The 13,666-nt window shown below is 55.9% G+C and carries 10 protein-coding genes and 1 pseudogene; 8 read left to right on the top strand and 3 right to left on the bottom strand.

Annotation, left to right across the window (positions count from 1 at the left end):
- Positions 1-141 precede the first annotated feature (141 nt).
- Both EP28_RS00855 and EP28_RS13575 read right to left on the bottom strand, forming a co-directional pair.
- Positions 142-1,761 carry a transposase gene (locus EP28_RS00855; protein ID WP_155118394.1) on the bottom strand — a complete coding sequence of 540 codons (1,620 nt, stop codon included), beginning with the start codon at positions 1,759-1,761 and terminating at the stop codon, positions 142-144.
- 176 nt (positions 1,762-1,937) lie between these two features.
- Positions 1,938-3,575 (bottom strand): bacterio-opsin activator domain-containing protein, encoded by a 1,638-nt coding sequence (locus EP28_RS13575; protein WP_080506014.1) that lies wholly within the window; start codon positions 3,573-3,575, stop codon positions 1,938-1,940.
- A gap of 103 nt (positions 3,576-3,678) precedes the next feature.
- On the opposite strand from EP28_RS13575, the gene EP28_RS00840 reads away from it, so the two are divergent.
- The 8 genes and pseudogenes from EP28_RS00840 to EP28_RS14725 all read left to right on the top strand — a co-directional run bounded on the left by EP28_RS00840 (position 3,679) and on the right by EP28_RS14725 (position 12,188).
- Positions 3,679-4,458 (top strand): STAS domain-containing protein, encoded by a 780-nt coding sequence (locus EP28_RS00840; protein WP_049982129.1) that lies wholly within the window; start codon positions 3,679-3,681, stop codon positions 4,456-4,458.
- A complete protein-coding gene (locus tag EP28_RS00835) occupies positions 4,458-4,826 on the top strand; it encodes an STAS domain-containing protein (protein ID WP_049982128.1) in 369 nt (122 codons plus the stop codon). Before EP28_RS00840 ends, EP28_RS00835 begins: the two co-directional genes overlap by 1 nt.
- Positions 4,823-5,227: an anti-sigma regulatory factor gene (locus EP28_RS00830; protein WP_049982127.1), complete on the top strand. Its 405-nt coding sequence runs from the start codon at positions 4,823-4,825 to the stop codon at positions 5,225-5,227. The genes EP28_RS00835 and EP28_RS00830 overlap by 4 nt, the downstream gene beginning before the upstream one ends.
- A 19-nt stretch (positions 5,228-5,246) precedes the next feature.
- Positions 5,247-6,284: an ATP-binding protein gene (locus EP28_RS00825; RefSeq protein ID WP_049982126.1), complete on the top strand. Its 1,038-nt coding sequence runs from the start codon at positions 5,247-5,249 to the stop codon at positions 6,282-6,284.
- Positions 6,277-8,037: a sensor histidine kinase gene (locus tag EP28_RS00820; RefSeq protein ID WP_049982125.1), complete on the top strand. Its 1,761-nt coding sequence runs from the start codon at positions 6,277-6,279 to the stop codon at positions 8,035-8,037. The genes EP28_RS00825 and EP28_RS00820 overlap by 8 nt, the downstream gene beginning before the upstream one ends.
- Positions 8,038-8,064: 27 nt before the next feature.
- Complete coding sequence (locus EP28_RS00810; RefSeq protein ID WP_080506011.1) at positions 8,065-11,535, top strand: PAS domain S-box protein; 3,471 nt, start codon at positions 8,065-8,067, stop codon at positions 11,533-11,535.
- A 94-nt stretch (positions 11,536-11,629) separates the two neighbouring features.
- Positions 11,630-11,905 (top strand): annotated as a pseudogene (locus EP28_RS13570) (response regulator transcription factor); the annotation flags it as partial.
- Complete coding sequence (locus tag EP28_RS14725) at positions 11,826-12,188, top strand: HalX domain-containing protein (protein ID WP_049982122.1); 363 nt, start codon at positions 11,826-11,828, stop codon at positions 12,186-12,188. The pseudogene EP28_RS13570 and the gene EP28_RS14725, both read left to right, overlap by 80 nt.
- Before the next feature lie 547 nt (positions 12,189-12,735).
- Here the strand turns inward: EP28_RS14725 and EP28_RS00800 are convergent.
- Positions 12,736-13,500, bottom strand: coding sequence for an SDR family NAD(P)-dependent oxidoreductase (locus EP28_RS00800; protein ID WP_155118393.1), 765 nt, complete (start codon positions 13,498-13,500; stop codon positions 12,736-12,738).
- Positions 13,501-13,666: the final 166 nt, after the last annotated feature.

Raw genomic sequence — 13,666 nt, 5'->3', positions numbered from 1 at the left:
GAATCTGCTTCAGATCGCTCTCCAAACGGCCATTCTTGTTGGATTTCCTACTATGTGGGCGGTTTTTTCGAAACTTTCGGTAGCGTTGCCACTTAGACGACGCTCTATCACGGATAGAGCAGTCTACTACCCGATTCCTGCCTATTTCTTCAACAGCGTGAGTGTATTATCTGCAGTCAGCATCGGTGACCGTTCGTATTCTCCAGTCAACTCGGCCTGCACGAGTAGATCGATCGCTCGCCAGATTGAGTATAAGAGGCACGCGAACGCGAAGTAGAAGAATCGCAGTCCGAAATCCGTAGACGTCGTCGCGGCCATGAACCGCTTGATCGACCTATAGCCGCTCTCAATCTCCCACCGATACCTATACTCAGTGAGGAAGCTACCACCTCGGTTTGACATGAACACCGAGTACTGTCGATGGTCGTCGTGCTCAGAGTCTTCTTTCCGGCGGTAGATCAGCGTCGTCTCGTGCCACTCGTTCTTCCCCAGATGGAGTTTACGGTCGGTCTCGTATCGGTCTTGATCGCGCTGGAGCAACCGCTTTGCCTGAGCTTTTTCGCTGGTCTGCATCCGCTTCGGAACGACGTAGGAAAGCCCGCGCTGGCTGATCATCTCTAGGACGTGCTGGCTATCGAACTCCCGGTCCATCAGCACGTTATCGACGTGGACGAGCTCTTCAGCCGAATCCAGCAAGTCCTCAACGATGTCCTTCCGACTCTCGCCTTTCCGTACCGGGCGGGCATCAAGGACGAGCGGGACGGCGTTGCCGACCAGCTGGACTGTCGCCCACTGGTACGCGTACTCGTCGGTCTGTTCTTTCGTCCCGATGATCTCGTCCTCGTAGCCCGTTCTATTGCCGGTGAAGGGATCGGCCTCAGTGATGTCGATGGCGACAATACCCGCCTGGAAGAACTGCTCTGTCTCTGCGACCTCGCCGATGAGGTGCCGGATCGCCTGTCGGTACATCTCGCGAATCTGCTCGATAGAGAGGTCGCGGATGTGGTCGCGATGGGCGTGCCCCAGCGGTGTCCGATCCCGAGTCGATTCGTAGACGAAACTGCGAGCTCCTTCGTTCGCAGCCAGCTGCTCGCGAAGTCCGAGATACGTCTGTAATCCCCAGTAGGCGTTCTCATGTATCTCACAGCCGTCCCCACGATCCAGCGAAAACGCCGGGAAGACGATACGGCTGACGTGGTCGGTGAGCTTCGCTGCCTGCTCCAACGTGGTTTGATCGTCTGATTCTGACTCACCAGACTTGCCATCGTGATGCTGGAGCTTTCGTGCCGGTTCACGCGGAACCGCGACACCCGCATCCTGAGCTTTGATGAGGATCATTCGAGCCACCGTCTCGACTGACTTCCGGAGGTCAGTGGTGAACCGCTCGTGCCAGCTGCGCCAGAGCGTCGATTGGTCTGGGACCATCTCCAGACACAGTTGCTCACGGAGTTTTGGGCGTTGGGTGAGGTACGTGGCGAGTGCCGTCTCGTGGGTCCAGCCGTGAATTTCTTTGAGCAGGAACGCGCGGAGCAGCTGCGCCATCTCGTATCGCGTTGCTCTCGAATACCGGTCGTCGGGGCGAAATTCGACATACGTCAACGGGTAGTGAGCGACGAATTCGGTGACAGAGTCGTGGGCCTCGTGGTCAAACCAGGTGGCCGCAACGGTTCGGATGTCTTCTTCGAGGCCAGCGAGTGAACTCCGATCGTACAACGGCGTCGAGTCGTAGACAGGGCAATCGCTATAGGTGGTTGTCGCAATTGTCCGGAAGACGGCTCATCGTGAAGCCTGTGTCGGTGGCACCAGTGGTAGTGAAATTGTGTTTGCCTCAAGAACATCCGGGATCTGCTGGCTCTGTCACCCCGTATGGGGCGTTTTCCAATAGATCGCCCGTCGGGGGCATCCGGACAGGTTCCCGTCTTCGCCCTGTCGATAACCTACATCTCCCGCTCTGTGCTCTTTTCAAACACCGCTGAGAGGAGTTTCTGAGTCGCCTTGCGATGATGGGCGTGAAACGTAGCGGACGAGACGCCTAGGGCTTCAGCGATCTCCTCTGCAGTGTTCTCGCGGGGCCACTCGAAATAGCCCCGAAAGTACGCCTCCTCCAACGCCTGACGTTGTTTGCTCGTGAGATGTTCGCCTACCCATCCACTGAGTTCAAAGACGGGGTGACGTGTATCCTCTACCAATTGTTTGCTCACGAGTTCGATTTCCGGATAGACCGATTCTACCCTGTCGAGGATCTCAACCGGATCTCTATCTGCACCGATACGAACTGATATGTGTGCGGTTCCGTCTGACGCTGAAGCTCCCTCGATGTAAACCCCGGAGTCAATGAGCGGTTGCAACGGGGACGTTCCCAAGACGATCTCGAACGTCCCACCCGACTCCCACTCGTCGATCACCTCGACGCTTCGAACCGCCGCTTGTTGTTCCGCAAAGACAGCTACCTCATCCGTGGGTGCATCCTCAACGGAGACAAAACATCGTAGGTTGTCGTTAGGGGCGGGTGAGATGCCATTAAGATAGCACTCACAATCGAACGTATCAGAGATGTCTGCAGCGATCGCACCCGTCTGTATCTGGAATCTGAGTTCGACCATTTTCGCCCCCTGCAGTAATTGGACGTTCTCGACGGCATTCACCGCAAATTCAACGACACCTCCTAACGCTTCGAACGCCATCCGTTCCCGACTGATGAACGCATTCTTTCGATGGGTTGCGGCCATTAATACTCCAAACGACATATGATCGATTGTGAGCGGGACGAGAATCGCTGATTCATATCCATAGCGGACAAGCTGATCTCGAAATTGATCGGGAAGTCTCGGATCCGTCGCCGGACTACTGATCACTTGGATGTGTTCAGTATCGAACGCCTCGCTCAGAATTGACGCTCCGTCCCGGCCCATCTCACGAGTCGTGATGAACTCTTGGAGACCAGGCTCCACCCCTGCGGTATAGATGCCTCTGACTCCTTCTTCTTGAGGCCCTTTGTATCCCATCCATGCAGCATCATAGAAGCTTGATTGAATGAGCTGATTACACACAACTTGATTAATTTCCGCTCTCGTCGTGCTTGACGGGAGTGATTTCATTATATTGTGGAGTAATGACTGGATCTGACTAACCGTTTTGAGCTCGTTTCGTTGGCGTTTGATCTGTTTTTGTTGCTCGATCCGGGGGGTGATGTCCCGGAGCACTCCAATCAAGAGCGCGTTTTCCTCCTCGCGGGACACTCGTTCAACCCGATACTCAGCGGTGATCGGTTCGGATTGTGGCGTGAGTTGAATTTCAAATTGCTCCGAATCAGCGTCACCATCCAGTACCGTTCTACATGCGGCAATTGCCCGGTCGTAATTGGCTCCATCTACGAGCCCAATTTCGCGGAAAACCGACGCGTGGCTCCCGACCAACTCCTCTCGTTCAACACCGGCTAATGATTCAATCCGTCTATTCACTAACGCCAGTTCCAAATCGTTCGTCAAGGCAAATATCCCATCGGGTGACTGCTCTACCGCAGTTTTATACAGGGATTTGTGCTCTGTCCTATCCCCGGGATCAGTATCGGCCATAGATAATCGCTCTCAACGGAAGGTTATGTATTTAGTGATGGATTAAATTAATACCAAATAAGTAGCGTGAGGTTATATCAACCAGGGGGATAAATTGGTATCCATGATCAATTCTTCGGATCCTGGGTTACTCGCAGACGCTGTCAATTCGCTTGATGACCTGTTCTACGTATTCACTCCCGGCGGCGAGTACGTGGAGTGGAACGCTCGATTCACAAGCGTCACAGGATACGACAACAACGAGATTGGGGACCTCAACCCCGCCGATCTCGTCCCCGAGGGAGAGCGCGGGGACGTGCGCACGGCTATAAAGACTATCACCAATGATCGGACGGCCGTCACGCTTGGGACTGTTCTCGAAACGAAGACGGGAGAGCGGCTCCCGTACGAGTTCCAGTGGACTCCCGTTGAAGACGAGGATGAAAGTCTCAAAGCGATCGCCAGTATCGGTCGGAACATCACCGAGCGCAATCGGCAACGAGAGATTCAAGAGTCGTTGGCCGATGAACTCGCCAAGCGATCAGTGCCAATCGTCGAGGTCTGGGACGGGATTTTGCTCTCGACGATCATCGGGAAACTCGACTCGGCACAGGCCCAAGATTTCACTGAGAAGCTCCTGGAACGGATTTCAGAAACGGAAGCCACTGTCGCGATCATCGATATTACCGGTGCGGAGGCGGTTGACACCCAGACCGCCCAACATCTTATCGATACGATCCACGCCGTCAAACTGATGGGCGGTCAGACAATCATCACGGGACTCAATCCAGAGATCTCCCAGACACTCGTGCAGCTCGGAATTGGATTCGACGTGGAAACACAATCGTCGCTTCAGGAAGGCCTCAAAACCGCGCTCGATATTGCGGGGGTATCGTTCGACTGATGTCGGCTGGTAGCGCGAATGTCGTTCGAATCTACGATATCCTGTTGGGGACGTTTCCCAACAACCCGACTGACCCGGTGGTCGACGAGTTACAAGAGGCGATCTTGGCAGAAATGGAAACCAGCCAGCCTGAGGGCGTCATCCTCGACGTGTCCAACGTGCAACTGATGGATTCGTTTTTCGCCCGGCATATCTCGGAGACGGCTCAGATGATCGAACTCATGGGCGGGACGACAGTGATTGCCGGGATCCGCCCGGAAGTCGCTGTGACCGCTGCAGAACTCGGATACCGGTTGGATGCAGTTGAGACTGCCCGGTCGACCGATCATGCACTCGAAATGTTGGGAGTAAGTTGGGATCCCTCATGAGCGAGGGCTCCGGTCGAGTAGAGATCCAGTCCGAAACTGACGTGCTCCAGACCCGTCAACAAGCCCGAGACGCCGCTGAGCAAGTCGGGTTTGACACCACGGATATCACGCGGATCGTCACGGCTGTCTCGGAACTCGCCCGGAACATCCACCTTTACGCCGGTGAGGGAACGATGGAATGGAAGCATATCACCGACGACGATCGAACCGGTCTCACGGTCATCTTCGAGGATCAGGGGCCAGGCATCGACGATCCCGACGCAGCGCTTGAGGGGGAATTTTCGACGTCGGATGGGTTGGGCCGTGGGCTGTCCGGAACACAGACGCTCATGGACGACATGGAGATCGACACGGAACAAGGAGAGGGCACGACAATCACGATCACAAAGTGGCACTCATGACAGGACGGAGCCGATCACGATGAGCAGACCGGACGACCTCGTTGTTACTACTGAAACCGACATCGATATTTCCGAGTCAGCTGATGCCACCAGGGCACAACATACGGTAGAACAGACGGCAGCCGAGATAGGGTTTGAGGACGATATCAGCTCTGAACTCGGACTCGTTGCGACGGAACTGGCGACGAACCTAGATAAACACGCCGGGGGCGGAACACTTTCGATCAAAACAATTGCGGCAGATTCACAGACGGGAATTCGGCTTGAATCAGAAGATTCCGGCCCCGGGATCCAAGATATTGAAGCGGCATTCACGACGGGATCTTCGACCGCTGGCTCGCTCGGGCTCGGCCTCTCCATCGTGAATCAAACGATGGACGAACTCGAGGTCACGACCCCGGAAGGCCCCGAGGCTGGAACGCGACTGGTCGCAGATCGGTGGCTAATCCCGGAATATGAGACAACGAAGCCGAATCCCGCCTCAATTGGGGCTGCATCACGGGCCATCTCCACCGAGCAGGTCAACGGTGACGCCTTCATCGCCAAGACGTGGAATGACAAGACGCTGGTGGGCGTTATCGACGGCCTCGGGCATGGATCCCGGGCGCACAAAGCAGCGACCACAGCTCGTAGCTACGTCGAGTCACACGTCGAGCGGCCGCTTGCGTCAATCTTTCGCGGAGCTGACCGCGCGTGCAAGGGGACACGCGGCGTCGTGATGGCACTCGCGAAGTTCGACTGGAGGGAGCATACGCTCACCTTTGCCAACATAGGAAATATCAATGTGAAGTTGTCTGGCCCGGAATGGACGGGGCTGATCGTCCGACGGGGCGTCGTGGGGGGCAATAATCCAGGAGCATCTGTCGTCACCCGAGAGTGGGATCCAGGATTCACGATGGTGTTGTATTCTGATGGTATTTCGACGAGATGGGACTGGGACGACATACGAGATGGAGGGGACGACCCAGCTGGCGCGATAGCGAACCGGTTGCTCAAACAGTACGGCAAATCGGAGGATGACGCTACTGCACTCGTCGTCACCGATACCAATGACTGACCAGATCGAGCAACTCTTGGAGAACGCGAAAGCATGTGCCGACCCAGAGGTAGAACCCACACTGGAGTCGATCAACCACCGAGTGCGGGAACTCCAGACAGAAAACGAACGATTACGCGAGGAAAACGAGGTCTTGCACACGGAACTGGAGAAAACGACGCAAGGCACGCTGCAACTCGCCTCAGAGCTTGAAGAGCAGTACCAACAGCTCTTCGAGACGGCGGCAGAGGGTATCTACACGACCACCGACACACTTGACGAGTATGTCATGGCGAACCCCGCGTTTGCAGACCTGCTCGGCTACGAGAGCGGTGAAAAACTCTGTGAGGCAGTGGATAGTATTGCGGAGGACGTCTTTGTGGACGCCGACCGATACGAAACGTGTTCAGAGCTACTATCGTCTATGGGCGAGATTGAGCGGTTCGAATATCGAGTTAAAACAGTTGATGGCGAGATACGGTGGGTCTCGGATAACGTGACCGCCCTCTCCGATAGTCAGGAGGATATGAGCGGGTTCAGAGGTGGAGTCATCGACATCACGGAGCGGAAAGAGGCGATAGACCGACTGCGGGAGCACATGTCCAAGGTCACTCAGCTTCACGAGATTGCAACTGACATCGCTGATGCCGACACAGAAGCAGCAATTTACCAGCGTGCAGTCGACGGTGCTGCCGCCCTCTTTCCCGGTGCCAGTGTGTATCTTGCCGTTGCGGAAGTCGATCACCTTGTCCCGACCGCTAGTTCGCGTGATGAATCGCTGGAGCAGTACAATCCGGTCCCAGTTGACACTGGATTTGCCGGGCGAACCTATCGATCTGACGAGGTTCTTCGCGTGGATGACGTAACCGAGATGCGAGGAACGGCACCACTAGATGTAAACGTAGATAACTCATCCAACTCCCCCAAAACTGCAACCCCGGGACTGAGGGAGGACGCACGCAAGGATCTTCGTGCACTGTTAGGCGTCTCACTTGACGACGTAGGTCTGATTCAGGTGTTTGCGACCGAACCAGACGCATTCGACGACCATGATGAGGAACTCCTCAACTTGCTTGCCAACCATGTGACGTCTGCCCTCTACCAAATTCGGGCTGAAACGACGCTCCGCCGGGAACGCGACCGTCTTGATGAGTTTGCGAGTATTATCTCTCATGACATACGGAATCCACTGAACGTGGCAAACGGACGCGTGGCCCTCGCAGAGGCGGAATGTGACAGTACCAATCTCGACCCGGCAAAAACAGCCCTTGATAGGATCGAAGCCATCATCGAGGATGTTCTCGAACTCTCACGGCAAGGGAAGGCAGTCGGGGAAACCGAATCAATTCGCCTCGAAGAGACCGCTCGCGACGCGTGGAACTCAATTTCAAGAGCCAATGCCACCCTCCGGACTGAATCACTCGGGCACCTCGAAGCGGATCGAAGCCGGCTGGTCGAAGTCTTTGAAAATCTGTTCCGGAACGCCATCGAACACAGTGGTGAGTCGGTTACCGTCACGGTCGGTCGGTTGGACGATGGCTTTTACGTCGAAGACACTGGACCGGGTATCCCGCCGGAGGCGCGGAACGACATCTTTGAGCAGGGATATACAACGAATTCGAGCGGAACAGGATTCGGACTGGCGATCGTCAAGCGGATCGTCGAAGCCCATCAGTGGGAGATTGACGTGACGGACGGAGCTGACGGTGGAGCACGGTTCGAAATCACGGGCAGTGGGGGCACACCCCTGCTTATCACTGAGGATAATGGGTGACGAAACCATACTGGGAGACCTGAACCGATGACTACTAAGAATGGCTCGGCGGACAAAACGCCACCAACCCAGCGGATCTACGAGGTGATGGATGATGACGAATTGGCGTTAGAGGAGAAACAACGGCACGTCCTCGCAATAGGCAGAGAGTATCTCGGAGTCACAAATGGCCACATCCAGCGCCATCCCAACGATAGTACAACTGACGAGATACTTGTCAGCGTCGGCAATGATTCCGATCTGCTCCCGGAAGGAACCAGGCTCGACCGCGACAAAACCTACTGTCGCCATACGGTTCAGGAGCCCTCGCCCGTTGCGATTTCGAATGCCCCAGAGCAGGGATGGCAAAACGATCCGGCCTACAAGGAACACGACATCGATTGTTATCTCGGAACCACGATGTTCGTGCGTGGAGAGGTCTACGGGACTGTCTGTTTTATCCAACGAACGCCTCGGGAGGAGGGATTTACTACCGAGGAGAAGCTGTTCATCGAACTGGTTGCACGCCTCCTCGGCCGCGAAATCGAAGCCATGCAATTGGAACAACGGACTGAGGAAAAGGAAGCCCTGCAAGAAGAACTGGAAAAAACCACCCGGGGCACGCTGGAACTCGCCTCGGAACTGGAAGAACAGTATCAGCAGCTCTTTGAAAATGCAATCGAAGGCATCTACACGACGACTGCCACACTCGACGAGTATGCCATGGCGAATCCGGCGTTTGCAGATCTGCTCGGCTACGAGAGTGGCGAGGAGCTGTGCGCGGCGGTAGACAGTATCGAAGACGAGGTATTTGTGGATCCAGACACGTATGCGACGTATTCTGAAACCCTCACGTCGGTCGGCGAACTCGATCAGTTCGAATATCGCGTCCGAACTGCTGATGGAGAGATTCGATGGGTGTCCGACAGCGTGACCGCCCTCACCGATGACGAGGGAGCCATCAAGGGCTACAGAGGTGGCGTCATCGACATTACCGACCAAAAGAAACGAGAACAGAATCTCGTCCGTCAACAGCAGCTCAACACCGTCCTGCTGAGAGTCTTCCGACACAATATTCGCAACGAGTTCAACGTTATCCGTGGCTACACGGACATGATAGTCGACCAACTCGACGACGATTCGATCGATGGAAGTGAGGTCATCTCCGCCATGGACAGAATTGTATCCCTCGCCGAGAAAGCGACGGAACTCGATGTCTTCCTGGGGGAAAATGTCGAACGCCAATCGTTCGACGTAATGACGTTGATCCGTCAGGTGAGTGCGGATATCGAAGGCGAGTATCCTGCAGCCTCGATAGAAGTCACTGGACCAGATGAGGTGCCAATATCGGGATATCAGAACCTCAAAGCGGCGCTCCACGAGTTGATCGAAAACGCGTGCAAGCACCCAGACGCCCCCAGGGTGACCGTCTCCGCTGAAGTCGACCATGGAACGATCACATTAGAGATATCCGACGATGGCCCAGGGCTCCCCGAACAGGAATATCGGGTACTCGAAACTGGAACTGAAGAGCCGCTGATCCACGGCGAAGGCCTCGGTCTCTGGATGGTCTATTGGGTCGTCACGGGCCACGGCGGAGACATCGAAACGTCTGTTTCCGACGAAGGTACGACGATCACAATAACGCTCCCGCAGTCCATAGAGGGGACGGAGAGCGACGATACCAACGAGATAGTGCCGATCAGACAGCAGTCTGGAGACCTCTTCCAGCGTATCTTCGAGGAAACAGCCGATACGCTGATGATTGTCGACGACGAGGGGCAGACCCTCCGGGCGAATGAAAGTACCGCCAACCTCTTTGGTCTTCCAAAAGAAAAGGTAGTAGGTCGATCGTTCGACGAATTTACCACTGATTGTTTTGAGTTCCGTGATATTCCGAGAGATGATCGAGATTCCGGACTGCAACGCGAGACTGCAACGTTGGTTCGGCCGGATGGTTCAGAACGAATCGTCGAGTGGACGGTGACACATGATATCGTCCCAGGTTTGCATCTTATTGTCTGTCGGGATATCTCCGAGCACAAAGAGCGCGAACAGGAACTCTCAAAGTTGAAAGAGCGGTATGAAACGTTGCTTGGGGCGGCTCCGGATCCAGTGTTCGTTGCCGATGGCGAGACGGGCGAAGTTATCGAGGTCAACGACGCTGCCGAAACCTTGCTCGGGATGGCGAGTGACAAAATCACCGGCTCGCATCAATCAGAGCTCCATCCCTCCGAGCAGGCTGACCTCTATCAGCAGCTCTTCGAGGAACACGTTCAAACGGGGGGAACCAGGCGACGACTTCCCGATGGATCACCCATCGATATAGTTACCGACAACGGGGACCACGTCCCAGTCGAGATCAGTGTCGAGACGGTCCCGCTTCCGGACGGTCCAGTCACGTACGGCATCTTCCGGGACATCTCCGAACGCATCGAACGTGAAGAAAAATTAGCAGAGAAAACCCGGCAACTAGAGGCGATCGTGCAGAACACGTCTGAAGCGATCTATATCAAAGATAGAGAGGGCTACTATCAGTTCATTAATGAAAGCGGCGCTGAGCTGTTCGGTTATACGCCCGAAGAGATTATCGGCAAACACGACGAGGACCTGTTCGACGCTGAAAGCGCAGCCGACATTCGTGCCGATGATAAGCAGGTTATGGAGTCTGGCGAGGAGATGTCCGCGGAGACGGTCCGGTTCATCGATGGCGAGGAGCACGTCTTCCTCGATAACAAATACCCGTACCGTGACGAGGATGGGGAGATTATCGGAATGATCGGAATCAGCCCCGATATTTCCGAACGCAAACAGTACGTGCGGGAACTCAAACACCGGAACGAGCGGTTCGACTTTGCCAGCATCGTGTCACACGACCTTCAGAACCCGCTGAACGTTGCACGAGGGGAGCGACAGCAGGCTCAAAAAGAGTGTGAGAGCGAGCATCTCGACGCGATCGAGCATGCGCACGAGCGGATGGAGACACTCATCGAGGATTTATTAACGCTCTTTCGGACGGGACAAGCCATCGGGGACTTCGAAGCAGTCACTCTCGAAGCTCTCAGCGATGAGTGTTGGCAGAACGTGGAAACAACCGACAGCGAGATCCACACAACGACTGATAGCGTACTTCAGGCAGACCGATCCCGGCTCAAACAGTTGCTAGAAAATCTCTTCCGAAACGCGGTCGAACATGGTGGTGAGGACGTGGCTGTCACCATCGGAGACCTTGACTCAGACCGTGGCTTCTACGTCGAAGACGACGGCCCTGGCATCCCCGAAGGCGACCGAGGTCAGCTTTTCGAGCCGGGATACACGACTGATCAGGGCACGGGTCTCGGTCTGAATATCGTGAAACAGATCGCCGATGCTCACGGTTGGCAAGTAACTGTCTCTTCCGGTAGTACGGGCGGGGCGCGATTCGAATTCACAGGTGTCGAGTTCACTGACGAACCTCATTCCTCGTCGAGGACAGCCGACGACACGCAGGATGCAGACCCGGAGGAATCCGATAAGTGACGATACATCGAGCAACGCAGGAGGGGTATTGATTGTCGACGATAATCAGGGCCTCGCCGATCTGATGGCTGTATAGCTCCGGGATGAGTATCTTGTCGAGGTCGCATATAATGAAGAGGAGGCACTCGAGATCTTTGATTCTACGATCGATGTTGTCCTCTTGGACCGGCGGATGCCTGGACTGTCTGGTGACGAGGTGCTCAAGCGCATCCGTGAGCAAGAGATGGGAACGCGTGTCGTGATGGTCTCGGCGGTGACACCTGATTTCGACGTTATCGGGGTGGGATTCGATGACTACATCACCAAACCGGTTGGGGAAGCCGAGATCCGTGACGTGGTCGAGCGAATGCCAAACCCGGGAACGGTATGATGAAACGGTAGACGACCTCTACCGGTTGCTTCAGACGAAGGCGGTCCTTGAAAATGAGATAGCGGAGTCAGACCTCCAGCCGAATGACGAATACCGGCGACTCGTGGAACAAATTGATGACTCCAAGAACAGGCAGATGTTGACTCTACCGGGTTCGAAGACGATGATTTTGACGCGGCATTCCGTGACCTGTGAGTTACTCTCGGACGCCTCTATAGCCCCCACTCGCGCGCTTGACGACGAATCTGTCACGTCAAAGCCCCGCTCCAAACCCTGGGAGTGAGTATATTCCGCTTGAGTTCTCGGGCGTTTCGTTCTCCAAGTACTCTACAGAATCTCATTCATAAATCACCTGCCAAAAGAGACAGGATTGGACTGACTACCTATGCATTGAGATCCGCGGTCTCAACTTTTGTTGATACCGGCGGCCACTGAGGGTTCGGTTATTCAGAGTGCCGCCGCGCCGGCAGTGGACCGCGAGCAGTCCGAAAGCGACCCGGAAACTAGACGCGGCGACGACGGGTTCGACGACGCTCGGTCCGACAGTCACGTCGACAAGAACGACTGAAAGACACCGATTCCGCCGGCGATGAGTCGGGTGGCAAGGGTTCCATCAGGCATGGTCACCAGACCAAGTCGAAACCGTTCGTGCCGAGGCCGAACGAAGAGAAGACACGGAAACACCGCTCGACAGTCGTCCTAGGACAGCGTACCGAGCGCTCAAGCAACGGCGGGAGGGGCGGACAGAAACAGTACGACGTCTCGGAGCGGAACGACCCGCAGATGGTGTTAGGAGACCCGAAGAGAAAGCCTCGCGCGCTTCAGCGATATCAACGTTGCTGGTCTGTCGGCCGGACGAGCATCTCGTTGACGCTGACGTGCTGCGGTTGGGTCACGGCGTACGTGATCGCGCGTGCGATATCCTCGCTCTGGAGCGGCGTCATCGAGTCGAGCAGGCCCGCTTCGAGCTGTTCTTTGATCTCGTCGTCCGGAATGTGATCCGGGAGTTCGGTGTCGACCGCGCCCGGTTCGATGATCGTCGTTCGGACGCCTTCGGTGGTAACCTCCTGACGAAGGGCTTCGGTGAACGCGTTGACCCCGAACTTCGTCGCGTTGTATCCGGAACTGTTCGCGTTCGCGTTCCGACCGGCCGTCGACGAAATGTTGACGATGTGACCAGCGCCCTGTTCTTGCATCACCGGAAGGGCGGCGTGGGTGAGGTTCATCAACCCCAGCAAGTTCACTTCGACCATCTGCCGGAAGTTCTCGCGGTCGGCGCGCTCGACGGGTTCCAAGAGCATCACGCCCGCGTTGTTCACGAGGATATCAATCGATCCGAACGCGTCGAGCGTCGATTCGACGAGTGCGTCGATGTCATCTTCCGCTGTGACATCGGTCGGGACGGACAGCGCAGTCCCTCCGTCCGCCTCGATGTTGTCGGCGAGCGCGTCGAGTTCGTTCTCGCGACGAGCAGCGAGGACAACGCTCGCGCCCCGGGAAGCCAGAGCTTCGGCCGTGGCCTCGCCAATCCCGGACGACGCGCCGGTCACGATCGCTACCTGTTCGTCGAGGTCAGAACTGGGATCCGTTGACATCACCATTCGCCACGGGGCAGGCGGAAATAACCGTACTGCTAGCAGTACCGAGCAGGGCTACCGACACACGTATCCCGCGAGACCGTGGAATGCGGCCGTTCGGCCTGAGCGCGACGATTCGGTGTCGCGAGGCGGCTCGGTGGACGAGCAATGCCGATACGGTCGA

Origin of the sequence: Halorubrum sp. BV1 (assembly GCF_000746205.1) — an archaeon.
Lineage (GTDB): Archaea > Halobacteriota > Halobacteria > Halobacteriales > Haloferacaceae > Halorubrum.
The sequence above is the reverse complement of the archived record's forward strand: the minus strand, read 5'-3'. Positions and strand labels throughout refer to the sequence as shown.

Excerpts from the sequence above, each read along its gene's own strand:
- EP28_RS13575 (WP_080506014.1), bottom strand. The coding sequence starts at position 3,575 with ATGGCCGATACTGATCCCGGGGATAGGACAGAGCACAAATCCCTGTAT.
- EP28_RS00820 (WP_049982125.1), top strand. The coding sequence starts at position 6,277 with ATGACTGACCAGATCGAGCAACTCTTGGAGAACGCGAAAGCATGTGCC.
- EP28_RS00825 (WP_049982126.1), top strand. The coding sequence starts at position 5,247 with ATGAGCAGACCGGACGACCTCGTTGTTACTACTGAAACCGACATCGAT.
- EP28_RS00830 (WP_049982127.1), top strand. The coding sequence starts at position 4,823 with ATGAGCGAGGGCTCCGGTCGAGTAGAGATCCAGTCCGAAACTGACGTG.
- EP28_RS00840 (WP_049982129.1), top strand. The coding sequence starts at position 3,679 with ATGATCAATTCTTCGGATCCTGGGTTACTCGCAGACGCTGTCAATTCG.
- EP28_RS00800 (WP_155118393.1), bottom strand. The coding sequence starts at position 13,500 with ATGTCAACGGATCCCAGTTCTGACCTCGACGAACAGGTAGCGATCGTG.
- EP28_RS00835 (WP_049982128.1), top strand. The coding sequence starts at position 4,458 with ATGTCGGCTGGTAGCGCGAATGTCGTTCGAATCTACGATATCCTGTTG.
- EP28_RS14725 (WP_049982122.1), top strand. The coding sequence starts at position 11,826 with ATGACTACATCACCAAACCGGTTGGGGAAGCCGAGATCCGTGACGTGG.
- EP28_RS00810 (WP_080506011.1), top strand. The coding sequence starts at position 8,065 with ATGACTACTAAGAATGGCTCGGCGGACAAAACGCCACCAACCCAGCGG.